Consider the following 24,603-nt stretch of genomic DNA (forward strand, 5'->3'; position numbering starts at 1 on the left):
CAGGCCCGGCCGGTTGTCAGTGGCCGGGTGCACGATGGGTGCATGTCCGGTAGCGCGCTCGACTCGTTCTCCCCCGCGACCCGCTCGTGGTTCTCGGGGGCCTTCGTGATGCCCACCGCCGCGCAGGAGGGGGCCTGGCGGGCGATCGGTGCGGGCTCGGACGTCCTGGTCGTGGCGCCCACCGGCTCCGGCAAGACCCTGGCGGCGTTCCTCGCCGCCCTCGACCAGTTGGCGTCCACCCCGCCGCCGGCCGAGCCGAAGAAGCGCTGCCGGGTGCTGTACGTGTCACCGCTCAAAGCGCTGGCCGTCGACGTGGAACGCAATCTGCGCAGCCCGCTGACCGGCATCCGGCAGGAGTCGGTCCGGTTGGGCCTGCCCGAGCCGGAGATCCGCGTCGGCATCCGCTCCGGTGACACCCCGCCCGCCGAGCGCCGGGCGCTGGTGACCCGGCCGCCGGACATCCTGATCACCACGCCGGAATCGCTGTTCCTGATGTTGACGTCGGCGGCGCGCGATGCCCTCGCCGGGGTGGAGACGGTGATCCTGGACGAGGTGCACGCCGTCGCGGGCACCAAGCGCGGCGCGCACCTGGCGCTGTCGCTGGAGCGGCTGGACGAGCTGCTGCCCCGGCCGGCCCGCCGGATCGGCCTGTCGGCGACGGTCCGGCCGGTGGACGAGGTGGCCCGGTACCTCGCGCCGCGCGGCAAGGTGGAGATCGTCCAGCCGCCGTCGTCGAAGGAGTTCGACCTGTCGGTGGTCGTCCCCGTCGAGGACATGGGCGAGTTGGGCGGCTCTCCCGCGACGGAGGGGCGGGAGGGCGGGGACAAGCCCTCCATCTGGCCGCATGTGGAGGAGCGGATCGCGGATCTGGTGCAGGCCCACCGGTCCACGATCGTGTTCGCCAACTCCCGGCGGCTCGCGGAGCGGCTGTGCAACCGGCTCAACGAGATCGCGTACGAGCGGGCGATGGGCGAGAAGCTGCCCGAGGGGTCCGTGCCGGCGGAGATCATGGCGCAGTCGGGGGCCGCGCAGGGCGCGCCGCCGCTGCTGGCCCGCGCGCACCACGGCTCGGTGTCCAAGGAGCAGCGGGCGCTGGTCGAGGAGGACCTGAAGGCCGGCCGACTGCCGGCCGTGGTGGCGACGTCCAGCCTGGAGCTGGGCATCGACATGGGCGCGGTGGACCTGGTGGTGCAGGTGGAGTCGCCTCCCTCGGTGGCCTCGGGGCTCCAACGCGTCGGCCGGGCCGGCCACCAGGTCGGCGCGGTCTCCACCGGCGTGGTGTTCCCCAAGTACCGGGGCGACCTGGTGCAGGCGGCCGTGGTGACCGAGCGGATGCGCACGGGCTCGATCGAGTCCCTGCGCATCCCGTCCAACCCGCTGGACGTGCTGGCCCAGCAGTTGGTCGCGATGACCGCGATGGACACCTGGCAACTGGACGACCTGCTGGCCCTGGTGCGGCGGGCGGCGCCCTTCGCGGCGCTGCCGGAGTCGGCGTTCACCTCCGTGCTGGACATGCTCGCGGGCCGTTATCCGTCGGACGCGTTCGCCGAGCTCAGGCCCCGTGTCGTGTGGGACCGGGTGGCGGGGACGATCACCGGCCGGCCGGGTGCCCAGCGCCTCGCGGTGACCTCGGGCGGAACGATCCCGGACCGCGGCCTCTTCGGCGTCTTCCTCGCGGGGGCCGACCCCAAGAAGGGCGGCGGTCGGGTCGGCGAGCTCGACGAGGAGATGGTGTACGAGTCCCGGGTGGGGGACGTGTTCACGCTGGGCACCAGCTCCTGGCGCATCGAGGACATCACCCGCGACCGCGTGCTGGTCTCCCCGGCGCCCGGGGTGCCGGGGCGGTTGCCGTTCTGGAAGGGCGACCAGTTGGGCCGCCCGCTCGAACTGGGTCGGGCGGTCGGCGCGTTCCTGCGCGAGCTCGGCGGCCTCACCGACGAGGACGCCCGGCTGCGGCTGCTCGCGGCCGGGCTCGACGCCTGGGCCGCGGAGAACGTCCTCGCCTACCTCGCCGAACAGCGGGAGGCCTGCGGCCACGTGCCGGACGACCGGACGATCGTGGTAGAGCGATTCCGCGACGAACTGGGCGACTGGCGGGTGGTCGTCCACTCCCCGTTCGGCGCTCAGGTGCACGCCCCGTGGGCGCTGGCCCTCGGAGCCCGCCTCGCCGAGCGGTACGGGATGGACGCCCAGGTGATGCATGCGGACGACGGCATCGTGCTGCGCCTTCCGGACGCGGACCTGCTCTCCATGGACCTGCTCGACCACGATCCGCTGCATCAGAACGCGGCGGCTCCCGCGCAGTCCTTCGAGTTCGATGACGAACAGGCCCCGTTGGGCGCGGCGGACGTCGCCTTCGACCACGGCGACGTCCAGCAGATCGTCACCGACCAGGTCGGCGGATCGGCCCTGTTCGCCTCCCGGTTCCGCGAGTGCGCGGCGCGCGCCCTGCTGCTGCCGCGCCGCAACCCGGGCAAGCGCACACCGTTGTGGCAGCAGCGCCAGCGCGCCTCCCAACTGCTCCAGGTCGCGTCCGAGTTCGGCTCCTTCCCGATCGTGCTGGAGGCCGTACGGGAATGCCTCCAGGATGTCTTCGACGTGCCGGGGCTGACGGAACTGATGGGGGACATCGAGGCGCGCCGGGTCCGCCTGGTCGAGGTCACCACGCCCGAGCCGTCCCCGTTCGCGCGGTCGCTGCTGTTCGGTTACGTCGCCCAGTTCCTCTACGAGGGGGACTCGCCGCTGGCCGAGCGCAGGGCGGCGGCGCTGTCGCTGGACTCCCGACTGCTGGCGGAGCTGCTCGGCCAGGCGGAACTGCGGGAACTGTTGGACGCCGAGGTTCTGGAGGAGTTGGAGCGCGAGCTCCAGTGGCTGACCGAGGACCGCCGGGCCAAGGACGTCGAGTCGGTGGCGGACCTGCTGCGCATGCTGGGCCCGCTGACCGAGGCCGAGTTGGCCGAGCGCGGCGCGCAGCCTTCGTGGGCCGCTGAACTCGCCGCCGCCCGGCGGGCGATCCGGGTCCGTGTCGGCGGCGCCGACCACTGGGCGGCGATCGAGGACGCGGGGCGGTTGCGGGACGCGCTCGGCACCGCGCTGCCCGTCGGCGTCCCGGAGGCGTTCACCGAACCGGTCAAGGACCCGCTCGGAGACCTCCTGGCCCGCTACGCCCGCACCCACGGGCCGTTCACCACCACGGCCGTGGCCGACCGCTTCGGCCTGGGCACGGCGGTCACCGAAGGGGCCCTGCACCGGCTGGCGGCGGCGGGCAGGGTGGTCCAAGGGGAGTTCCACCCGGCGGGGATCGGACAGGAGTGGTGCGACGCGGCGGTGTTGCGCAGACTGCGCCGCCGCTCGCTCGCGGCCCTGCGCCAAGAGCTGGAGCCGGTGCCCCCGGCCTCGCTGGCCACCTTCCTGCCGCAGTGGCAGCATCTGGGCGGGGCCCTGCGCGGGATCGACGGCCTGGCCCGGGCGATCGAGCAGTTGCAAGGGGCTCCGGTGCCGGCCTCGGCCCTGGAACGCCTGATCCTGCCCTCGCGCGTCTCGGGGTACTCCCCCGCCCTGCTGGACGAACTGACCACGACGGGCGAGGTGATCTGGGCCGGCGCCGGAGCACTCCCCGGCAAGGACGGCTGGGTCTCGCTCTACCTCGCCGAGACGGCGCCCCTGCTGCTGCCACCGGCCCATCCGCTGGAGACGACGCCGTTGCACCAGGCGATCCTCGACACCCTCTCGGGCGGGTACGGACTGTTCTTCCGCCAGGTGGTGGAGTCGGTGCGGGCGAAGTGGCCGGAGGCGTCCGACCTCCAACTGTCCGAGGCGCTCTGGGACCTGGCCTGGTCTGGGCGGCTGACGAACGACACCCTGGCCCCGCTGCGCTCCCTGCTGGGTTCGGGCCGCACCGCGGGTGCCACGGCGCACCGCGCGCGGCGCACCGTCCCGCGCGGCCGCTACGGCACCCTCAGCGCGACGGTGTCCCGCACCGGGCCGCCCACGGTCTCCGGCCGCTGGTCGCTGCTGCCCGGCCACGCCCCGGACCCGACCCACCGGGCGCACGCCCTGGCCCGGACGCTGTTGGACCGGCACGGCGTGGTGACGCGGGGCGCGGTGGCCGCGGAGGGGGTGGAGGGCGGTTTCAGCGCCGTCTACCGGGTGCTGTCGGCGTTCGAGGACAGCGGGCAGGCCCGGCGGGGTTACGTCGTCGAGGGCCTGGGCGCGGCGCAGTTCGCGATGGACGGCGCGGTGGACCGGTTGCGGGCGGCGGAGCGGACGCCGCCCCCGCTGGCCGCCGTGGTGCTGGCCGCCGCCGACCCGGCGAACGCGTACGGCGCGGCCCTGCCCTGGCCGGAGCCACCGGCCGGTGCCACACACAAGCCGGGCCGCAAGGCAGGCTCCCTGGTGGTGCTGGTCGACGGGGAACTCGTCCTCTATCTGGAGCGCGGCGGCAAGACCCTGCTGGCGTGGCCCGAGGCGGATGATCCGCGCCTGGAGGCGGCCGTGGCCTCGCTCGCGGTGGCCTGCCGTGCCGGCACGGTCCCGCCCCTGACGGTCGAGCGGATCAACGCGACGCCCGCGCTGACCGCCGTACCGGGTCGCACGCTGGAGGCGGCGGGCTTCCACGCCACCCCGCGGGGCCTGCGCCTGAGACCGTGACGGCGGCCGGGCCGGGCCGCCCCCGCGGCCGGTTCCGGACCGACGATTCCGCTTATGTTGCGCTTATGTCCTGAGCCCGTCACGAAGACCGCCGGGGGCGTGGCCGGCGATTGACCCGCCCCTAAGATCACCACAGGCATCGGGATTGACGATGCGCAGTCAAACGTACAGTCCATGGGGGACCTGAGAAGTGAGCACCACAACCATGCGCAGGACCGCACTCGGCACCATCGGCCTGGCGGTCACCGCCACCCTGACGCTGAGCGGCTGCAAGAGCGGCAACGAGGAAGTGGTCCCGGTGGCACCCAGCACGCCCGCGGCCGGCTCGCCCTCGTCCGGCTACGGCCAGCCGGGCGCCGCGAGTCCGAGCGCTGCCGCCAGCCCGTCGGCCGCCGGCGGCGCGGCACCGGCCGCGGGCACGGCCAAGCCGGGCCAGAGCTTCAAGATCGGCGAGCCGGCGACCGTCCCGTTCACCTACGGAACCACCACCAGCGGCACGATCGCCCTCACCGTCACCTCCGTCGAGCAGGGCCAGGCGGCAGACCTGGACTCGCTGAAGCTGGGTGACAAGGCGAAGGGGATGGTCCCCTACTACGTTCACTACACGGTCAAGAACGTCGGCACCACCGACCTCGCGTACGCCTCGGTCGGCCACATGAAGGGCCTGCTTCCGGACGGCAGCGAGGCGGGCGGCGTGTCGGTCATCGGCACGTTCGAGAAGTGCAAGGACGAATCGCTGCCCAAGGGGTTCACCAACGGCCAGTCGCAGACCAACTGCGTGATCGCCCTGGCGCCCTCGGCCCAGGTCAAGGTGGTCGGCGGAGAGTACTGGGGCGAGCCGTACAGCACGGTGGGCAAGAAAGCCCTCACCTGGAAGTAGTACGGCACCCTGCCCGAGAGGCCCCCGCGCGCAGACCCCGCCGCGGGGGTTTCGGCTTCCCCCCGCGCCCGCGGCGGCCACGCGTCCCGCCACCCGGAGCCCGGAGCCCGGAGCCCGGAGCGACAATGGAGCCATGCCCGAAGGAGACAGCGTCTGGCGCGCCGCCGCCCGGCTGCACGCCGCCCTGGCCGGCCGCGAGATCACCCGCAGCGACCTGCGCGTCCCCCGCCTCGCCACCGTGGATCTCACCGGCCGCACCACCTTGAACGTGATCCCGCGCGGCAAACACCTGCTCACCCGCATCGACGGCGACGGCGGCCTCACCCTTCACAGCCACCTGCGCATGGACGGCGCCTGGCACGTCTTCCCCACCGGGCGGAAGTGGCACGGCGGCCCCGCCTACGAGATCCGCGCCATCCTCGGCACCGCCTCCGACACCGCCGTCGGCTACCGTCTCCCCGTCCTGGAACTCCTGCGCACCGCCGACGAGGACAAGGTCGTCGGCCACCTCGGCCCCGACCTCCTAGGCCCCGACTGGGACGCCGACAAAGCCGCGGCGAACCTGCTCGCCACCCCCGAACGCCCCCTCGGCGAAGCCCTGCTCGACCAGCGCAACCTCGCGGGCATCGGCAACGTGTACATGTGCGAGCTCTGCTTCCTCGCCCAGGTCACCCCCTGGACCCCGGTCGGCGAGCTGCCCGACCCCGAGGTCACCACCGTCCGCCTGGTCGGCGCCGCCCAACGGCTCCTCGCGGCCAACCTCGGCGCCGGCGAGACCCGCAACACCACCGGCAGCCGACGCCGGGGCCAGGCCCTCTTCGTCTACGGCCGGGCCCCACGCCCCTGCCTGCGCTGCGGCACCCCGGTACGCCGCGTCGTGAAGGAAGACCGCCCCACGTACTGGTGTCCGCGCTGCCAATCCGGGCCCACCCCGTAGTTGACGCTCCGTCAGATGCGGTCTTACCGTCCGGACATGCCCACAACCCCGTACGACCTCACCGGCCGCACCGCGCTCGTCACCGGCGCCGCGAGCGGGATCGGCCGCGCCACCGCCGTGCTCCTTTCCCGGGCCGGCGCGGCCGTGCACTGCGCGGACCGCGACGCGACCGGTCTGCGCGAGACCGCCCGCCTGATCACGGAAGCCGGCGGAAAGGCCACCACCCACACGCTGGACGTGACCGACCGCGCCGCGCTGCGGGCCGCCGTCGAGGCCGCCGGTCCCCTCGACATCACCGCCGCCATCGCCGGGATCATGCACACCAGCAGCGTCCTGGACACCTCCGACGAGGACCTCGACCGGGTCTTGGACATCAACTTCAAGGGCGTCCTGCGCACCTGCCAGGAGGCCGTCCGCGCCATGATCGACGCCGGCCGCCCCGGTTCGGTCGTCACCATGGCCTCCGGCGCCGTGGACGCCGCCCGGCCGGGCCTGCTCTGCTACAGCGCCGCGAAGGCCGCCGTCGTCCAGTTGACCAAGACCCTCGCCACCGAGACCGGCCCGCACGGCATCCGCGTCAACGCCGTCGCCCCGGGGTGGATCCGTACCCCCATGACCGGCCGGCACAGCGCGGAGGAACGGGAGCGGACCGAGGCGGCGATGATCCGGATGTCGCCGCTGCGCCGGGTCGGGGAACCCGAGGACATCGCCCAGGCGGTGCTCTACCTCGCCTCCGACGCCTCGTCCTTCATGACCGGCCAGATCCTTCGCCCGAACGGGGGGGTATCGATGCCGTGGTGAGCCACACCCGACCGATCGACGCCCGACCGGACGGCGCTCCCCCGGCCGTCACCTTGGGGCGCCTGCGCACCGGCCCGGGCACACAGTGCACGGGAAGCAGTCCGAGCCCCCAGCCGCCGACGGCTATCGCGCCTTCCACGGGCCCCGCGTCGGCGGGTTCCAGTGCGAGCCGCAGCACGGCCCACCACCACAGCACCCCGGCCGTCAGCACAACGGGTATGAGTAACCACCGCACGGCCGCCTCCAGGAAGGCCGGGATCCGGACGCGCCCATCCTCCCGCACCGCCCCCACCACCGCACCCAGAACGGCAAAGAGCCCCGTCCGGTGCCTCACGCACCGGCCGGGGCTCCGGCCACACTCATACGCGCTTCACGCGCTCGCCTTCACGCGGCTACGACATTCACCGCTTCCACGGGCGCCTTGATGGTCACCCGTTCCGTGGTGCCCGTGACCGAGGTCACGGAGACCGAATTGAGCATCGGGCGCACCGGTGCCGGCACCGGTTCGCTTGCCGCGGCCGACTGCGCAAGCTCCGCCAGCGACAGCTCGTCACTGACTTCGCGCATCAGCTCGGACATCCGTACGTCCAACGCGTCGCAGATCGCGGAGAGCAGCTCGGAGGATGCCTCCTTCTGCCCCCGCTCCACCTCGGAGAGATAGCCGAGAGAAACTCGGGCGGACGAGGAGACTTCGCGCAGAGTACGGCCCTGGCGCTGGCGCTGCCGACGCAGCACGTCACCCAGCAGGCGACGGAGCAGAATCATCGGTGGCTCCCTCCTCTGACCGTGTAGCCGTAACCTTCACGCCCCACCGTACCGCCTCGCGCCGCGGCCGTGCGGGGAGCGATGTCGTGTTCACTCAGGGCTGCAAACATCAAATCCCCCCGTCCTGTTCCCTATCCTGCCCCCGCAGATTCTCGCGGAGTTCGCTCGAGAGGAGTTCGAGCACTGTCCGTGCACTCTCCCTACGGATTTCCGTACGCGAGCCGTTCAACCGCAGCCGGGCCGTTTTCCTGCCCCCCGGACCGGCCACGGCGACGAAAACCGTGCCCACCGGCTGCCCGTCCTGGGGGTCGGGACCGGCCACCCCGGTCGTCGCGATCCCCCAGGAGGCCCCCAGCGCGCGGCGCACACCGGCCGCCATCTCCTCCGCGACCTGCGCGTTCACCGCGCCTTCGGCCGCCAGCAGCTCGGCGTCCACGCCCAGCACCCGGTGCTTGAGCTCGGTCGCGTACGCGGTCACCGAGCCGCGGAACGATTTCGAGGCCCCCGGCACGGCCGTCAGCTCCGCGGCGACCAGGCCACCGGTCAAGGACTCGGCCACGGCGAGCGTCTGGTGACTCTCAGCGAGCAGCCGCAGCACGGTCCCGGCCACCCCCGCCGCCGCCTCGGCGGGTTCCGCGGCGCCGGCCGCCTCGGGAAAATCACCCGCCGCTCGTGTCACGGCGCGATCCGCTCCGCGTCCAGCCCCCCGCGGCGCAGGACGACGGCCTGGCGGATGTAGTCCAGACCGGTGACGACCGTCAGCACGACGGCGACCGCCATCACCCAGAACCGCAGGGTCGCCAGCGGGCCGGTGAGGGCGAGCACGTACATGCCGACCGCCGTGCCCTGGGCGAGGGTCTTGAGCTTGCCGCCCCGGCTGGCCGGGATGACCCCGTACCGGATGACCCAGAAACGAAGGAGCGTGATCCCGAGTTCCCGCCCGAGGATCACGCCGGTCACCCACCAGGGGAGGTCGCCCAGCCAGGAGAGACAGACGAGCGCCGAGCCCATGATCGCCTTGTCGGCGATGGGGTCGGCGATCTTCCCGAAGTCGGTGACCAGGTTGTACGTCCGGGCGAGGTGCCCGTCGAAGATGTCAGTGATCATGGCGACGGCGAACGCCGCCCATGCCCATGCCCGCCAGGCGGGGTCGTAGCCCCCGTCCGCGAGCAGCAGCAGGACGAATCCCGGCACGAGCACGAGTCGGACCATCGTCAGGATGTTGGCGATGTTCCACAGGCCGGCCTGATGGACGACCGGCGTCCCGAGCCCCGCGCCGGGCGAGGGCCGGCGGCCGGTCCCGCCCGCCGCTGGTGCCGGGACTCCGGTCATCCGGCCGCCTCCTCGAGATCCAGGCCCAGGGGCTCTGCCACCAGGTCCACACCCAGCGTGCCTACGACCTTCGCCGTCACCATGCGGCCGGGCACCAGACCGGTGCCGTCAGTGAAGACCACCTGGCCGTCCGTCTCCGGCGCCTGGTGGGCGGCGCGCCCGTAGGCACCCTCGCCGTCCTCGTCGTCCTCGCCGATGGCCGTGACCGTCTCGACGAGTACCTCAAGGGTCTCCCCGATCCGCTCTTCCGCACGCTGGGAGGTCAGCTCCTCGGCGAGCCGCTGCATGTGCGCGAGCCGCTCCGCGATGGTCTCGGCGTCCAGCTTGTTCTCGTAGCCGACGGCCTCGGTGCCGTCCTCGTCCGAGTAGCCGAAGACGCCGATGGCGTCGAGCCGCGCGTGGGTGAGGAAACGCTCCAGCTCGGCGAAGTCGGCCTCCGTCTCACCGGGGAAGCCGACGATGAAGTTGGACCGGACGCCGGCCAGCGGGGCCTTGCCGCGGATGGTGTCGAGCAGTTCCAGGAACCGGTCGGTGTCACCGAAGCGGCGCATGGCGCGCAGCACGTCGGGGGCCGAGTGCTGGAAGGACAGGTCGAAGTACGGAACGACCTTGGGCGTCGAGGTGAGGACGTCGATCAGGCCGGGTCGCATCTCGGCGGGCTGGAGGTAGCTGACGCGGACGCGCTCGATGCCGTCCACGGCGGCCAGCTCCGGCAGCAGCGTCTCCAGCAGCCGGATGTCGCCGAGGTCCTTGCCGTACGAGGTGTTGTTCTCGGAGACCAGCATGACCTCCTTGACGCCCTGCTCGGCGAGCCAGCGGGTCTCGCCGAGGACGTCGCTGGGGCGCCGGGAGATGAACGAGCCGCGGAAGGACGGGATGGCGCAGAAGGAGCAGCGCCGGTCGCAGCCGGAGGCGAGCTTCACCGAGGCGACCGGGCTCTTGTCCAGACGGCGACGCAGCGGCGCGCGCGGCCCGGAGGCGGGCGCGAGCCCTTCCGGCAGGTCCGCGGGGGCCTCGGTCGGCTCCTGGGCGTGTCCGGGCAGGGCCACCTCGGCGTCCTGCCGGGCGGCCGGGCTGATCGGCAGCAGCTTGCGCCGGTCGCGCGGGGTGTGGGAGGCGTGGATGCCGCCGTTGAGGATGGTCTGGAGGCGGTCGGAGATGTCGGCGTAGTCGTCGAAGCCGAGCACGCCGTCGGCCTCGGGGAGCGCTTCGGCGAGTTCCTTGCCGTAGCGCTCGGCCATACAGCCGACGGCGACGACGGCCTGGGTCTTGCCGTGATCTTTCAGATCATTGGCTTCCAGGAGGGCGTCGACGGAGTCCTTTTTGGCGGCTTCGACGAAGCCACAGGTGTTGACGACGGCTACGTCCGCATCGGCGGCGTCCTCGACGAGCTCCCAGCCATCCGCCGCCAAGCGGCCTGCGAGCTCCTCCGAGTCCACCTCGTTACGGGCGCAGCCAAGAGTGACAAGGGCGACGGTACGGCGTTCGGGCATGGACTCAAGACTACTTCGTCCCGGCGTCGGCCCCCGCCCCCGTCCCCCATGACAAGATCCCCGGGAGGCCGATCGGCCTCCCGGGGATCCGGAATTTCTCAGTCCGTGCTGGTCAGCCCGCCTGGGCCTGGCCCTGACGGGGGTCGTCCTTGGTGTAAGTGAGCCGTTCGACCTGCCCCGGCTGGAACTGGTCCTTGATCTCCTTGCCGTTCACGAAGAGCTTGACGACCCCGGCGTCACCGAGTACGAGGTCGATGGACTCCTTGTCGGTGAAGGTCTTCGACTCGCCCAGGGCGAGCGTCCCGTCGAACAGCGACCGGCCGCTGTGGTCCTTCGCGGAGATCCAGCTCTCCCCGTCGTTGGCCGTCAGGACGACCGTGACGAGGTCCTTGGGCGCGGCGGCGATGGCACTGTCCGAGGGGGCGGGCGCCTTCGGCGGCTGCTGGGGCGCGGCCGGCTTGCCCGCCGACTGCTTGGGCGCCGCGGAGGCGGCGGAACCTTCCGCCAGCGGCCGCTTCTCCTTGGCGCCGCCGTCGCCACCGAAGGCCGTGAAGCCCACGAAACCGATGACGGCGACGATCGCGGCGACCATGGCCGCCGTCCAGTTCGGTCGCTGCCGCTCCGGTCGGATGCGTTCGGCGTCGAACATCGGCGCGGCGGGGGTGGGTGCCGGCCGACCGCCGTGGGCCGCGTCGTACGCCTCGACCAGGGGTGCCGGATCGAGGTGGACGGCGCGGGCGAGCGTCCGGATGTGACCGCGGGCGTAGACGTCGCCGCCGCACCGCGTGAAATCGTCTTCTTCGATCGCGTGCACGATCGGGATGCGCACGCGGGTGGTGGAACTGACCTCGTCGACAGTGAGCCCGGCGGCGATCCGGGCCTTCTTGAGGGCCGTCCCGATGGACGGTCCTTCGACGGTGCGTTCGACGGGACGGTCCTCGGACCGGTCGTCGGTCGAAGGCCGCTCTTCTTCGGGGGAGTTGGCGTTGCCGATGGACACGAGGGCGCCTTTCGAGCGTGTAGCCACCTGCTGGCTGTCCAGTCTAGGGGGGTGACGAAAGGGTGGAGCAACCGGAGGGGTGGAGTCCCTAGGCCATCCGAATGGCCGGCGGGTCTCCTGGTGGTGCGAAGGCGGTACGACGGCCCCGCGCCGGAGCGCGGTGTCCGCCGTATCCCTCAACTTGACGCACGACCGGGGGAAACGGTTGCCCGTCAGACACCCCCTAAGGCTGATCGTCCCCCCGGATGACCGCCAGGACGCCGTCCAGCTCGTCCGGTTTCACCAGGACGTCGCGCGCCTTCGAACCTTCGCTCGGGCCGACGACGCCCCGCGATTCCATCAGGTCCATGAGACGACCGGCCTTGGCGAAGCCGACGCGGAGCTTGCGCTGGAGCATCGAGGTGGAGCCGAACTGGGTGGAGACCACCAGTTCGGCGGCCTGGCACAGCAGGTCCAGGTCGTCGCCGATCTCCTCGTCGATCTCCTTCTTCTGCTTCTGGCCGACGGTGACGTCGTCGCGGAAGACGGGCGCCATCTGGTCCTTGCAGTGCCGCACGATCCCGGCGATCTCGTCCTCGGTGACGAAGGCGCCCTGGAGGCGGACCGGCTTGTTCGCGCCCATCGGCAGGAACAGTCCGTCACCCTTGCCGATCAGCTTCTCCGCCCCGGGCTGGTCGAGGATGACGCGGCTGTCGGCGAGCGAGGAGGTGGCGAACGCGAGCCGCGAGGGCACGTTCGCCTTGATCAGGCCGGTGACCACGTCCACCGAGGGCCGCTGGGTGGCGAGCACCAGGTGGATGCCGGCGGCGCGGGCCAACTGGGTGATGCGCACGATCGAGTCCTCGACGTCGCGCGGGGCCACCATCATCAGGTCGGCCAGCTCGTCGACGATCACCAGCAGGTACGGGTACGGGCTCAGCTCCCGCTCGCTGCCGGGCGGCAGCGTGATCTTGCCGTCCCGGATCGCCCGGTTGAAGTCGTCGATGTGCCGGAAGCCGAAGGCCGCGAGGTCGTCGTAGCGCAGGTCCATCTCGCGCACCACCCACTGGAGGGCCTCGGCGGCCCGCTTGGGGTTGGTGATGATCGGGGTGATCAGGTGCGGGATGCCCTCGTACGCCGTCAGCTCCACCCGCTTGGGGTCGACGAGGACCATCCGGACGTCCTCCGGGGTGGCCCGGACCATCACGGAGGTGATCAGGCAGTTGATGCAGGAGGACTTGCCGGAGCCGGTGGCGCCGGCGACCAGGACGTGCGGCATCTTCGCGAGGTTGGCCATGACGTAGCCGCCCTCGACGTCCTTGCCGAGCGCCACCAGCATGGGGTGGTCGTCCTCGGCGGCATCCGCGAGGCGCAGGACGTCCCCGAGGTTGACCATCTCCCGGTCGGTGTTGGGGATCTCGATGCCAACCGCCGACTTGCCGGGGATGGGGCTGATGATCCGCACGTCCGGCGAGGCGACGGCGTACGCGATGTTCTTGGCCAGGGCCGTGATGCGCTCGACCTTCACGGCCGCGCCGAGCGTCACCTCGTAGCGGGTGACCGTCGGACCCCGGGTGAAGCCGGTGACCTGCGCGTCGACCTTGAACTCGGTGAACACGTTGGTCAGCGAGGCCACCACCGCGTCGTTGGCGGCGCTGCGGGTCTTGCCGGGGCCACCGCGCTCCAGCAGGTCCAGCGAGGGCAACGCGTACGTGATGTCCCCGCGCAGCTGGAGCTGCTCCGCGCGCGGCGGCAGCGGTTCGGCACGCGGCGGGGCCTTGGTGAGGTCGGGCACCGACAGGGTGCCGGAGGCCGCGGCGGTGCTGTCGTGCGGCCCGGCCGCCGCGGGCGCGGTGGCGGGTGTGGTGACGGCGGGCGCGCCGGCGGGCAGCTCCTCCCGCGCGGGCGGCACGGGGGTGGTGATCTCCACCGCCCCGGGCTCGCGTCGGGCGGTGATGCCCTGGGTGAGGTCGGCGACGACCGGGGAGGGCGGCAGTCCGCCGTAGACCACCCCGTCGAGCGCGGCGGCGGCGGCCGCGGCGACGTCGACGGCGTCCATCTCCCGGTCCATGGCGGGCCGGGTCGCGCTCGGGCGCGGCTTGCGCCGCCGGGCCAGTGCCTCCTCCTCGGCGACGCCCGCCGGGTCCACGGCCCCGACCCGGCCCTGCCGGCGCATCGGGCCGGGGCCCTCCGGCCGGTCCTGCGGGCCCGCCTCCACCGCCGGTCCGAAGCCCTCGTCGTACGCGTTCGGCTGGACCAGCCCGAGCCGGATCCCGAGCCGCCGCAGCCGCTGCGGGATGGCGTTGACGGGGGTCGCCGTGACCACCAGCAACCCGAACACCGTGAGGAGGACCAGCATCGGCACGGCCAGCGGGGCGCCCATGGTGAAGATCAGCGGTTTCGAGGCGGCCCAGCCGATCAGCCCGCCGGCGTCCTGCATCGCGGTGGTGCCCTCGCCGCGACCCGGCGCCCCGCAGGCGATGTGTACGAGCCCGAGTACGCCGATGACCAGGGCGGACAGGCCGATGCCGATCCGGCCGTTGGCGTCGGTCTGCTCGGGGTGGCGGATGAAGCGCACCGCCATCACGCCGAGCAGTATCGGCACGAGCAGATCGAGGCGCCCGAACGCGCCGGTGATCAGCATGGTGACCAGGTCCCCGACGGGCCCGCTCGGGTTGGACCAGGTTCCGGCGGCGACGATCAGGGCCAGGGCGAGCAGCAGCAGCGCGACACCGTCCTTGCGGTGGGCGGGGTCGAGGTTCTTGGCGCCCCGGCCGACGCTGCGGAAGACGGAACCGACCGCGTGGGCGATGCCGAGCCACACGAGGCGCACCAGCCGCACCACGCCCCCGGTCGGGGACGGCGCGGGCTTGGCGGGCGCCTTCTTGACGGGGGCGCGCCTGGCCGCCGCGGCCTTCTTCGCCGGAGGCTTGCGCGCGGGAGCCGCTTTCCCCGCCGGCGCCGTCGTACGGCCGGTGCGGCTCTTCGCGGCGCCCGCCGCGCTCTGGGAACCCTTGCCGGACGTACGTGAGGCCATGCGCCCGAGGTTACCGGTGCGCACGCCGGTGGACACGCGTGCCCACCCCTTCACCCGTTCGTGTCGCGACGGCGGCCGTGACGGTCCGCCAGGGGTGACACACCCTCACGAGCCGCCCCTCAGGGGCCCGAACCGCTCCCCGCCGGACGCTCAGCCCTGAAGGGGCAGCACGGCCGCGCCGCCCCCGGCTCCGGGTTCGAGCGCGTCCAGTGCCCTGCGCAGCCCGGTGAGCTTGCGCTCCAGGTGCGCCGCGGTCGCCACGACCGACGCGTCGGCCGCTTCCTCGCCGAGCTGCTTGGTCAGCGCCTCCGCCTGCTCCTCGACCGCCGCGAGCCGGGCGGACAGCTCGGCCAGCAGCCCGGGGGTCTCCTTGCCGGCGTCCACGCCGTTCGAGCCGCCGCCCTCAAGCTGGAGCCGCAGCAGCGACGCCTGCTCGCGCAGTTGGCAGTTCTTCGTGTAGAGCTCGACGAAGACGGAGACCTTGGCGCGCAGCACCCAGGGGTCGAACGGCTTCGAGATGTAGTCCACCGCGCCCGCCGCGTAACCGCGGAAGGTGTGGTGCGGACCGTGGTTGATCGCGGTCAGGAAGATGATCGGGATGTCCCGGGTCCGTTCCCGCCGCTTGATGTGCGCGGCCGTCTCGAAACCGTCCATGCCCGGCATCTGGACATCCAGCAGGATGACCGCGAAATCGTCCGTCAGCAGCGCTTTCAGCGCTTCCTCTCCCGACGACGCCCTGACCAGTGTCTGATCGAGCGCGGAGAGGATGGCCTCCAGCGCCAGCAGATTCTCCGGCCTGTCGTCGACCAGGAGGATCTTGGCCTTCTGCACCATGCCCTGTCCTCCTCGCCCCGGCATGGGGCCTCCCCGGCTCCTGGCACCGGCCTGTACGCCGGGTCCCGCCCCAGAGGACGGCATCCTTGCGCCGTCCGTCCTTGTGCCGGTCATCGTAGCCCCAGTCCCGAGATCGCCACACCCTGTCACCAAGATGTCACTGTGCACGAAGCAGAAACGGTGTGGGAGAGCAGAAGGTTCCCCGCATCCTGCCCTTCCACACCGGTTCCGCCACAGTGAGTCAGCAATTGATATCAGTCCGCTCTGTTGTCGATCATTTCGCGTTCATCCACTGCTCCATGACGGACAGCAGATAATCGGGTTCCACCGGCTTGGTGACGTAGTCGGAAGCACCGGAGTCGATCGCCTTCTCCCGGTCCCCCTGCATCGCCTTCGCCGTCAGCGCGATGATCGGCAGCCCCGCGAACTGGGGCATCCGCCGGATCGCCGAAGTCGTCGCGTACCCGTCCATCTCCGGCATCATGATGTCCATCAGCACGACCGTCACATCGTCGTGCTGCTCCAGGACTTCGATGCCCTCCCGCCCGTTCTCCGCGTACAACACGGCCAGGCCGTGCTGCTCCAGCACGCTGGTCAGCGCGAAGACGTTGCGCACGTCGTCGTCGACGATGAGCACCTTCTCGCCGTGGAAGTCGTACGTCCGCGGCACGGTCGGGAGTTCCTCCAGCTCGCCGCCCCAGCCGTCCGCGGAACCGTGTGCGTCCGGCTGCCCCGGCACGGCCGTGCGCGGCTCCAGGTCGCTCAGCGACTTGCGTCGCCGCCGAAACAGCGCGGCCGGTCCGCCCTGCCCCTGCGCTGCCCGGTCCGTCCCGGCCGCCGGCAGCGCCCTACGCCGCTCCCCCGCCTCGACCGCCGGTACGGGCGCGGTCTCCGCCGGGGCCACCGACGGCGCGGGCCGCGCCTCCTCGGCCGGCCTGCGGTACTCGCCGCGCGCGCCGCCGGGCGTCGGCGGGGCGTACCCCTGCGGCGGCAGTTCGCTCGGGTGCAGCGGCAGGTACAGCGTGAAGGTCGAACCCCGGCCGGGCTCGCTGGCCGCGTGGATCTCTCCGCCGAGCAGCCGGGCGATCTCCCGGCTGATGGACAGGCCCAGCCCCGTACCGCCGTACTTCCTGCTCGTCGTCCCGTCGGCCTGCTTGAACGCCTCGAAGATCACCAGCATCTTGCTCGCCGCGATCCCGATCCCGGTGTCCGTCACCGAGAACGCGATCAGGTCCGCGTCGGCGTCCCGCAGCGAACCCGCCTCCAGGAGCTGCTCCCGGATCGCGGCGGGCACGTCCGCCCCGGCCGGGCGGATCACCAGCTCCACGGCGCCCCCGTCGGTGAACTTCACCGCGTTCGACAGCAGGTTGCGCAGCACCTGCAACAGCCGCTGCTCGTCGGTGTGCAAGGTGGCCGGCAGCTCCGGGGAGACCCGGACCGAGAAGTCCAGCCCCTTCTCCGCGGTCAACGGCCGGAAGGTCGCCTCCACGTAGTCCACCAGTTGCACCAACGCGATCCGCGTCGGCGAGACGTCCATCTTGCCCGCCTCGACCTTCGACAGGTCGAGGATGTCGTTGATCAGCTGGAGCAGGTCCGAGCCCGCCCCGTGGATGGTCTCGGCGAACTCCACCTGCTTCGGCGACAGGTTCCCGTCCGCGTTGTCCGCGAGCAGCTTGGCCAGGATCAACAGCGAGTTGAGCGGGGTGCGCAGCTCGTGCGACATGTTCGCCAGGAACTCGGACTTGTAGCGCATCGACACCGCGAGCTGCTCGGCGCGCTCCTCCAGGACCTGCCGGGCCTCCTCGATCTCGGTGTTCTTGACCTCGATGTCCCGGTTCTGGCGGGCCAGCAGCTCCGCCTTCTCCTCCAGTTCCGCGTTGGCGGCCTGGAGCGCCTTCTGCCGGTTCTCCAGCTCGTCGGAGCGCTCGCGCAACTGCTCGGTCATCTCCTGCGACTGCTTGAGGAGCATCTCCGTCTTGGAGTTGACGCTGATGGTGTTGACGCTCGTGCCGATCATCTCGGCGATCTGGCTGAGGAAGTCCTTCTGGATCTGCGTGAAGGGAGTGAAGGAGGCCAGCTCGATGACCCCGAGCACCTTCCCCTCGAACAACACCGGCAGCACGATCACGTGCGCCGGAGGCGCCTCGCCCAGCCCGGAGGAGATCTTCAGGTAGCCGGGCGGGGTGTTCTCCACCAGGATCGTGCGCTTCTCCTCGGCGACCGTCCCGATCAGCCCCTCGCCGGGCCGGAAGGAGATCGGCATCTGTCCGCCCGCGTACGCGTAACTCCCGCGCATCCGCAGCTCGTACGAGCCCTCCGCACCGCCGTCCGTCCCGATCTCGGTGCTGCCCCCGGTCGGCAGGGCCAGGAAGAACGCGCCGTGCTGCGCGGAGACCACCGGGGTCAGCTCGCTCATGATCAGCGAGGCCACGTCGTCCAGCTCCCGCCGGCCCTGCATGAGGGCGGAGATGCGGGCCAGGTTGCCCTTCAGCCAGTCCTGCTCCTTGTTGGCCAAGGTGGTGTCGCGCAAGTTGGCGATCATCGTGTTGATGTTGTCCTGGAGGACCTGGATCTCGCCCGCCGCGTCCACGTCGATCTTGAGGTTCAGATCGCCGCGGGTCACCGCGGTGGCCACCGCCGCGATCGCGCGCACCTGCCGGGTCAGGTTCCCGGCCATCTCGTTCACGGACTCGGTCAGGTCCCGCCACGTCCCGTCGACGTCGCGGACCCGGGCCTGACCGCCCAGGATGCCCTCCGTACCCACCTCACGGGCGACACGGGTCACCTGGTCGGCGAACGAGGACAGCTGGTCGACCATCGTGTTGATGGTCGTCTTGAGCTCCAGGATCTCGCCGCGCGCGTCGATGTCGATCTTCTTGGTCATGTCGCCCTTGGCGATGGCGGTCGTGACCATGGCGATCTGCCGCACCTGGCCGGTGAGGTTGGAGGCCATGAAGTTCACCGAGTCGGTGAGGTCCTTCCACGTCCCGGACACGCCCGGCACGTGCGCCTGACCGCCGAGGCGGCCCTCCGTACCCACCTCACGGGCCACGCGGGTGACCTCGTCCGCGAAGGACGACAGGGTCTTCACCATCGTGTTCACGGTGTCGGCGAGCTGCGCGACCTCGCCGCGCGCCTCGACGGTGACCTTCTTCGTCAGGTCGCCGTTGGCGACCGCCGCCGAGACCTGCGAGATGTTGCGCACCTGCGACGTCAGGTTGTTGGCCATCAGGTTGACGTTGTCGGTCAGGTCCTTCCAGATGCCCGTCACCCCGCGCACCCGGGCCTGGCCGCCGAGGATGCCCTCGGAACCCACCTCGCGCGCCACCCGCGTCACCTGTTCCGCGAACGACGACAGCTGGTCCACCATCGTGTTGACCGTGGTGACGAGCTCCAGGATCTCGCCCTTGGCGTCGACCGTGATCTTCTTGGAGAGGTCGCCCATGGCGACCGCGGTGGTCACCTCGGCGATGTTGCGCACCTGCGAGGTCAGGTTGTTCGCCATGAAGTTGACGGACTGGGTGAGGTCCTTCCAGGTGCCGGAGACGCCCTTCACCTCGGCCTGACCGCCCAGGATGCCCTCGGTGCCCACTTCCCGGGCCACCCGGGTCACCTGCTCGGCGAAGTTCGAGAGCTGGTCGACCATCGTGTTGAGCGTGTTCTTCAGCTCCAGGATCTCGCCCCGGGCGTCCACGTCGATCTTCTGCGACAGGTCACCGCGCGCCACCGCCGTCGCGACCTGCGCGATGTTGCGCACCTGCGAGGTCAGGTTCCCGGCCATGCCATTGACGGAGTCCGTCAGGTCCCGCCACACGCCGGCCACCCCGGGCACCTGCGCCTGACCGCCGAGGCGCCCCTCGGTCCCCACGTCACGCGCGACGCGGGTCACCTGCTCGGCGAAGGCCGAGAGCTGGTCGACCATCGTGTTGATGGTGTTCTTCAGCTCCAGGATCTCGCCCCGGGCGTCCACGTCGATCTTCTGCGACAGGTCACCGCGCGCCACCGCCGTCGTCACCTGGGCGATCTGGCGCACCTGCGAGGTCAGGTTCCCGGCCATGAAGTTGACCGAGTCGGTCAGCTCCTTCCAGGTACCGGACACCCCCTCCACCCGGGCCTGACCGCCGAGGCGGCCCTCCGTGCCCACGTCCCGCGCCATCCGCGTGACCTGGTCGGCGAAGGAGGACAGCTGGTCCACCATCGTGTTCACGGTGTTCTTCAGCTGGAGCATCTCGCCGGAGACGTCCACCGTGACCTTCTGCGACAGGTCGCCGTTGGCCACAGCCGTCGTCACCTGCGCGATGTTGCGCACCTGACCAGTGAGGTTGCGGAAGGCGGTGTTCACCGAATCGGTCAGGTCCTTCCAGGTGCCCGCGGCCCCGGGCACCTGGGCCTGACCGCCCAGCTCACCCTCCACACCGACCTCACGGGCCACACGGGTCACCTCGGCACCGAAGGACTGGAGCTGGTCCACCATCGTGTTGACGGTGTTCTTCAGCTCCAGCATCTCGCCGGCCACATCGACCGTGACCTTCTGCGACAGGTCGCCGTTGGCAACAGCCGTCGTCACCTGCGCGATGTCCCGTACCTGCGTCGTCAGGTTCCGGAAGACCGTGTTCACCGAATCGGTGAGGTCCTTCCACGTTCCCGCCGCGCCCGGAACCTGGGCCTGCCCGCCCAGCAGGCCCTTCGCGCCGACCTCGCTCGCGACGCGCGTGACCTCGTCCGCGAAGGTCCGCAGGGTCTCCGTCATCTGGTTGATCGTCTCGGCCAACTGCGCGACCTCGCCGCGCGCGCTGACCCGTACCTTCTGCGACAGGTCGCCGTTGGCGACGGCCGTCGTGACCTGCGCGATCCCGCGCACCTGGGCCGTCAGGTTCCCCGCCATCGTGTTGACGGAGTCGGTGAGGTCCTTCCACACGCCCGCGACCCCGGGCACCTTCGCCTGGCCGCCCAGCTCACCCTCCGTACCCACCTCACGGGCGACCCGGGTCACCTCGGAGGAGAAGGAGGACAGCTGGTCCACCATCGTGTTCACGGTGTTCTTCAGCTGGAGCATCTCGCCGGCCACGTGCACCGTGACCTTGCGCGAGAGGTCGCCCTTCGCCACCGCCGTCGTCACGAGGGCGATGTCACGCACCTGGGCGGTGAGCCGGTACGCCATCGTGTTGACGGAATCGGTCAGGTCCTTCCAGGACCCGGACATGCCCCGCACCTGGGCCTGGCCGCCGAGCTTGCCCTCGGTACCCACCTCCAGCGCCACCCGCGTCACCTCGTCGGTGAACGCCGACAACTGGTCGACCAGGTTGTTGACCGTCCGCCCGACCTTGAGGAACTCCCCGCGCAAGGGATGCCCGGCCCCGTCGGCCGTCTGCGTCCGCAGGTCCATCCGCTGGTCCAGGTCACCCTCGGCGACCGCCGACAGCACCCGGCCCACCTCGGACACCGGCCGGGCGAGATCGTCCACGAGTTGGTTCGAGGCGTCGATCGCGGCCGCCCAGGAACCCTCACAGGCGCCTGTTTCCAGCCGTTCGCTCAGCTTGCCCTCGCGGCCCACCATCCGCCGGACCCGCGACAGCTCCCCCGTCAGGTGGAGATTGCGGTCGGCGACCTCGTTGTAGACGGCGGCGATCTCCGCCATCACGCCCTCGCCGGACACCGTCAGCCGCTTGCGGAAATTCCCGTCCCGCATCGACACCAGGGCCGTGAGCAGACGGTTCAGAGCGGCGGTATCGACCTCCGTCGTACCGTTCCGCCGGGAACGACCCCCCTTCGGGCGCGTTCCCGTACGCCGCACCGCTGCGCCAGACTCCACCGTGTCCCTCCCGAAAGGGTCGACCACTGTTCCACCGAAACCCGGCGAGTCAAACGCCCGGCTAGACCATCCTGCCCAGTGTTTCACCCTGGCCGAACCCGGCCATAACACTTCGGCACCATTGCACACCGGCCGCACTCCCCGGGTGGAATCCCCGACGACGGCACCATGCGGACCGCGAAGGTAAGTAACCTGGCACCCGAATGTCCCACCGCGTCGAAGGAGACTCGTGATCACGGCACGGGCGGCTGCCAGTTTCGATCCCCTAGGACGCTCGGTCGCCGGGGCCCGCGCGTTCGTCCGCGACACCCTCCAGGGCTGGGGCTTCGCGGACATCGTCGACGACGCCGTCGTGCTCACCAGCGAGCTCGTCACCAACGCCGTGGTACACGCCGGAACCCAGGCGGAAGTGCTGTGCCTGCGCACCGAGGACGGCGTACGCGTCGAGGTCGCCGACCGGTACCCGGAGCGCGAGCTGCCGCTCCAGCCGCCCGGCGAGCGCCCCTACGCCGACCCCGACCGGGAGAACGGCCGCGGCCTCATGCTCTGTGCCGCGCTCGCCACCCGCTGGGGGGTCGAGTACACCGGCACGCACAAACACGTGTGGTTCCGCCTCGACCTCCCGGACCGTCCGGTCGGTACCCGCTCGGCGGGACCTGTCGTCCCCGACCGGCTGCTGCCCCTCGCCGACAGCCGGGTCCGCGTCGCCGTCATCCAGATCGACGCCTCCGACGCCGTCTCCGCCTGGAACGAGGACGCGGAGCACATCTTCGGCCACGCGGCCGACAAGGTCCTCGGCCGCCCGCTCGCCGAACTCGCCGCCTGGCCGCAGACCCCGGGCACCGGCACCGGCATCGCCGAAGCCCTCCGGCTCTCCCGCTGGGAAGGGAGCTACGGCATCCGCGGCGCCGACGGCCGCGTCATCCCCGTCTACGCCTCGCACCTGCGGGTACGAGACGCCCACGGCGAGCCGTCCATCGTCTGCCTCCTGGTCCACGACGACGAACGCGCCCTCCTCCAGACCCCCGCACGCGTCCCCTCCGGTGACGCCGGCCAGCTCACCGAAAGCCGCCCCGCGGACCCCTTCGAGGTGTTCATCGGCTCCCCCGCCCCGGACGACCTCGACGGACTGCTCCAGCGCACCGTCGAGCGGGCCCGCGACATGCTCGACGCCGACGCCGCCTTCCTGCTCCTCGCCACCGACGACGAGACCGAACTCGAAGTCCGCGCCACCACCGGCCTGCCCTCCACCCGCCAGCGCTTCGCCCGCGTCCCCGTCGAAGCGGGCACGAACCGGTACGGCTCCGCCCGCATGCCCGCCGTCCACGACGACCTGATCGCCGTCCCCGGAGCCGTCCCGCTCCTGGAATCCACCGGCATGCGCTCCGTGGTCACCGTCCCCCTCAAGGTGGAAGGCCGCCTCACCGGCTCCCTCGGCGTCTCCTGCGAGAACCCGGGCCGCTACTCCAACGAGGACGCGCTGCGCCTGCAGTTCGCCGCCGACCGGATCGCGCTGGCCGTCGAATCGGCCCGCCTCGGCGAGCTGGAACGCCTGCGCCGCGGGTCCCTCTCCTTCCTCGTCGAGGCGTCCGACCTGCTCGCCGGCACCCTGGACCGGGACCAGACACTGGCGCTGATGGCGCAGATGACCGTCCCGACCCTGGCCACCTGGTGCGCCGTCTACACCATCGCCGACCAGACCTCCGACCCGTACCTCTCCTACGTGCTGCACGAGGACGAGGAACGCATCGACGGACTCAAGGCCCTGCTCTCCCGAGTCAGCCCGCCCGAACCGCTCCGCGAGGCCGGCGCCCGACCCTGGCCGGAATCCGCCCGCGCCGTCGGCGGCGAGACCGTCGTCCTCCCCCTCCTGGCCCGCAACCGGGTCATCGGCATGCTCACGCTCGGCAAACCGTCCGAGGAACACTTCCGCCAGGAGATCCTCGAACTCGCCGACGACCTGTCCCGCCGAGCCGCCCTGGCCCTCGACAACGCACGCCTCTACTCCGAGCGCACCGCCATCAGCCGCTCCCTCCAACGCAGCCTCCTGCCTCCCGGCTCCCCCGCCATCCCGGGCATGGAGGTCGAGGTCATCTACCGCGCGGCCGGCGAGGGCAACGAAGTGGGCGGCGACTTCTACGACGTCTTCCCCATCCGCCCCGGCGTCTACGGCTTCGCCATCGGCGACGTGTGCGGTACGGGACCCGAGGCCGCCGCGGTCACCGGCCTCGCCCGACACGCCCTGCGCCTGCTGGCCCGCGAAGGGCTCGGCGGCCCGGCCGTACTGGAACGCCTCAACGCGGCCATCCTCGACGAGGGCGCCCGCAGCCGCTTCCTCACCCTCCTGTACGGCGAGCTCCACCCGCAGGCGGACGGCGGCGCCCTGATGAAGGTCGTCTGCGCCGGCCACCCGCTCCCGCTGCGCCTGCGCCCGAACGGCGAGGTCATCCCCGCCGCTGAACCCCAGCCGCTGCTCGGTGTCATGGACGACCTCGAACTCTACGAGCAGACCCTCACCCTGGACCCGGGCGACGTCCTGCTCTGCGTCACGGACGGCGTGACCGAACGCCGCGAGGGCACCCGCATGCTAGGCGACGACGGCCTCGCGGAAGTCCTCACCACCTGTACGGGCCTCACGGCCGGCGCCGTCGCCGCCCGCATCCTGCGTGCGGTGGAACGCTTCGCGGCCGAACCCGCCTCGGACGACATGGCCATCCTCGCCTTCCGCGTCCCCGAACGACGCGCGGGAGAACAGCCCGCGCCCCGCCCTGCGCCCGGCCCCTGAACACCGTCCGCCGGAAGCCCCGGGGGGACGATTCCCGCCCTGCGGGGCTTCCCTCCGGGCCCGGGCTCGCGGACGGGATGGAAACGCAAAAAGGCCCCCGCCTCATGGCGGGGGCCTTTTTATTCGGAGCCCTTTAACGGAATCGAACCGTTGACCTTCTCCTTACCATGGAGACGCTCTACCGACTGAGCTAAAAGGGCGGGTTGTTCGGCGGCGTCCTACTCTCCCACAGGGTCCCCCCTGCAGTACCATCGGCGCTGAAAGGCTTAGCTTCCGGGTTCGGAATGTAACCGGGCGT

14 protein-coding genes, 1 tRNA gene and 1 rRNA gene are annotated in these 24,603 nt (G+C 71.5%); 5 read left to right on the forward strand and 11 right to left on the reverse strand.

The features are described from left to right. Positions 1-42: 42 nt before the first annotated feature. The 4 genes from ABZ934_RS27690 (at position 43) to ABZ934_RS27705 (ending at position 7,268) form a co-directional block, all read left to right on the forward strand. Positions 43-4,650 (forward strand): DEAD/DEAH box helicase, encoded by a 4,608-nt coding sequence (locus ABZ934_RS27690; RefSeq protein ID WP_361318275.1) that lies wholly within the window; start codon positions 43-45, stop codon positions 4,648-4,650. Positions 4,651-4,840: 190 nt separating this feature from the next. Then, complete coding sequence (locus tag ABZ934_RS27695; protein ID WP_361318277.1) at positions 4,841-5,530, forward strand: hypothetical protein; 690 nt, start codon at positions 4,841-4,843, stop codon at positions 5,528-5,530. A gap of 133 nt (positions 5,531-5,663) precedes the next feature. Further along, on the forward strand, positions 5,664-6,467 hold the full coding sequence (locus ABZ934_RS27700) for a DNA-formamidopyrimidine glycosylase family protein (RefSeq protein WP_361318279.1): 804 nt from the start codon (positions 5,664-5,666) through the stop codon (positions 6,465-6,467). A gap of 36 nt (positions 6,468-6,503) precedes the next feature. After that, a complete protein-coding gene (locus ABZ934_RS27705) occupies positions 6,504-7,268 on the forward strand; it encodes an SDR family NAD(P)-dependent oxidoreductase (protein ID WP_361318281.1) in 765 nt (254 codons plus the stop codon). Here the strand turns inward: ABZ934_RS27705 and ABZ934_RS27710 are convergent. From ABZ934_RS27710 to ABZ934_RS27750, 9 genes are all read right to left on the reverse strand, one after another. Beyond that, positions 7,216-7,503, reverse strand: coding sequence for a hypothetical protein (locus tag ABZ934_RS27710; RefSeq protein ID WP_361318310.1), 288 nt, complete (start codon positions 7,501-7,503; stop codon positions 7,216-7,218). The two genes, ABZ934_RS27705 and ABZ934_RS27710, sit on opposite strands and share 53 nt — an antisense overlap. Positions 7,504-7,652: 149 nt before the next feature. Continuing rightward, positions 7,653-8,033: a helix-turn-helix transcriptional regulator gene (locus ABZ934_RS27715; RefSeq protein ID WP_361318283.1), complete on the reverse strand. Its 381-nt coding sequence runs from the start codon at positions 8,031-8,033 to the stop codon at positions 7,653-7,655. A 109-nt stretch (positions 8,034-8,142) separates the two neighbouring features. Beyond that, the gene (locus ABZ934_RS27720) at positions 8,143-8,643 is read right to left on the reverse strand and encodes a CinA family protein (RefSeq protein WP_361318312.1); all 501 of its coding nucleotides are present in this window, start codon (positions 8,641-8,643) and stop codon (positions 8,143-8,145) included. A 65-nt stretch (positions 8,644-8,708) separates the two neighbouring features. Further along, on the reverse strand, positions 8,709-9,365 hold the full coding sequence (gene pgsA / locus ABZ934_RS27725; RefSeq protein ID WP_361318285.1) for a CDP-diacylglycerol--glycerol-3-phosphate 3-phosphatidyltransferase: 657 nt from the start codon (positions 9,363-9,365) through the stop codon (positions 8,709-8,711). Next, positions 9,362-10,858: a 30S ribosomal protein S12 methylthiotransferase RimO gene (gene rimO / locus ABZ934_RS27730; RefSeq protein ID WP_361318287.1), complete on the reverse strand. Its 1,497-nt coding sequence runs from the start codon at positions 10,856-10,858 to the stop codon at positions 9,362-9,364. Before rimO ends, pgsA begins: the two co-directional genes overlap by 4 nt. Positions 10,859-10,970: 112 nt before the next feature. Next, on the reverse strand, positions 10,971-11,858 hold the full coding sequence (locus ABZ934_RS27735) for a RodZ domain-containing protein (RefSeq protein ID WP_361318314.1): 888 nt from the start codon (positions 11,856-11,858) through the stop codon (positions 10,971-10,973). Between the two features lie 223 nt (positions 11,859-12,081). Next, the gene (locus ABZ934_RS27740; RefSeq protein WP_361318289.1) at positions 12,082-14,874 is read right to left on the reverse strand and encodes a DNA translocase FtsK; all 2,793 of its coding nucleotides are present in this window, start codon (positions 14,872-14,874) and stop codon (positions 12,082-12,084) included. A 150-nt stretch (positions 14,875-15,024) separates the two neighbouring features. Continuing rightward, complete coding sequence (locus tag ABZ934_RS27745; protein WP_361318291.1) at positions 15,025-15,708, reverse strand: response regulator; 684 nt, start codon at positions 15,706-15,708, stop codon at positions 15,025-15,027. 274 nt (positions 15,709-15,982) lie between these two features. Beyond that, positions 15,983-21,520: a HAMP domain-containing protein gene (locus tag ABZ934_RS27750; protein ID WP_361318293.1), complete on the reverse strand. Its 5,538-nt coding sequence runs from the start codon at positions 21,518-21,520 to the stop codon at positions 15,983-15,985. A 229-nt stretch (positions 21,521-21,749) separates the two neighbouring features. On the opposite strand from ABZ934_RS27750, the gene ABZ934_RS27755 reads away from it, so the two are divergent. Then, positions 21,750-24,305 (forward strand): SpoIIE family protein phosphatase, encoded by a 2,556-nt coding sequence (locus ABZ934_RS27755; RefSeq protein ID WP_361318295.1) that lies wholly within the window; start codon positions 21,750-21,752, stop codon positions 24,303-24,305. Positions 24,306-24,432: 127 nt separating this feature from the next. Here ABZ934_RS27755 and ABZ934_RS27760 read toward each other — a convergent pair. Next, positions 24,433-24,505, reverse strand: a tRNA-Thr gene (locus ABZ934_RS27760). A gap of 5 nt (positions 24,506-24,510) precedes the next feature. Further along, a 5S ribosomal RNA gene (gene rrf, locus ABZ934_RS27765) occupies positions 24,511-24,603 on the reverse strand; the annotation flags it as partial.

The sequence above is a fragment of the Streptomyces sp. NPDC046557 genome, from assembly GCF_040645975.1.
GTDB lineage: Bacteria > Actinomycetota > Actinomycetes > Streptomycetales > Streptomycetaceae > Streptomyces.

What these genes read in the sequence shown, in the direction of transcription:
- ABZ934_RS27690 (WP_361318275.1), top strand. Translation starts at nt 43, where the DNA reads ATGTCCGGTAGCGCGCTCGACTCGTTCTCCCCCGCGACCCGCTCGTGG.
- ABZ934_RS27700 (WP_361318279.1), top strand. Translation starts at nt 5,664, where the DNA reads ATGCCCGAAGGAGACAGCGTCTGGCGCGCCGCCGCCCGGCTGCACGCC.
- ABZ934_RS27705 (WP_361318281.1), top strand. Translation starts at nt 6,504, where the DNA reads ATGCCCACAACCCCGTACGACCTCACCGGCCGCACCGCGCTCGTCACC.
- ABZ934_RS27715 (WP_361318283.1), bottom strand. Translation starts at nt 8,033, where the DNA reads ATGATTCTGCTCCGTCGCCTGCTGGGTGACGTGCTGCGTCGGCAGCGC.
- pgsA (WP_361318285.1), bottom strand. Translation starts at nt 9,365, where the DNA reads ATGACCGGAGTCCCGGCACCAGCGGCGGGCGGGACCGGCCGCCGGCCC.
- rimO (WP_361318287.1), bottom strand. Translation starts at nt 10,858, where the DNA reads ATGCCCGAACGCCGTACCGTCGCCCTTGTCACTCTTGGCTGCGCCCGT.
- ABZ934_RS27740 (WP_361318289.1), bottom strand. Translation starts at nt 14,874, where the DNA reads ATGGCCTCACGTACGTCCGGCAAGGGTTCCCAGAGCGCGGCGGGCGCC.
- ABZ934_RS27745 (WP_361318291.1), bottom strand. Translation starts at nt 15,708, where the DNA reads ATGGTGCAGAAGGCCAAGATCCTCCTGGTCGACGACAGGCCGGAGAAT.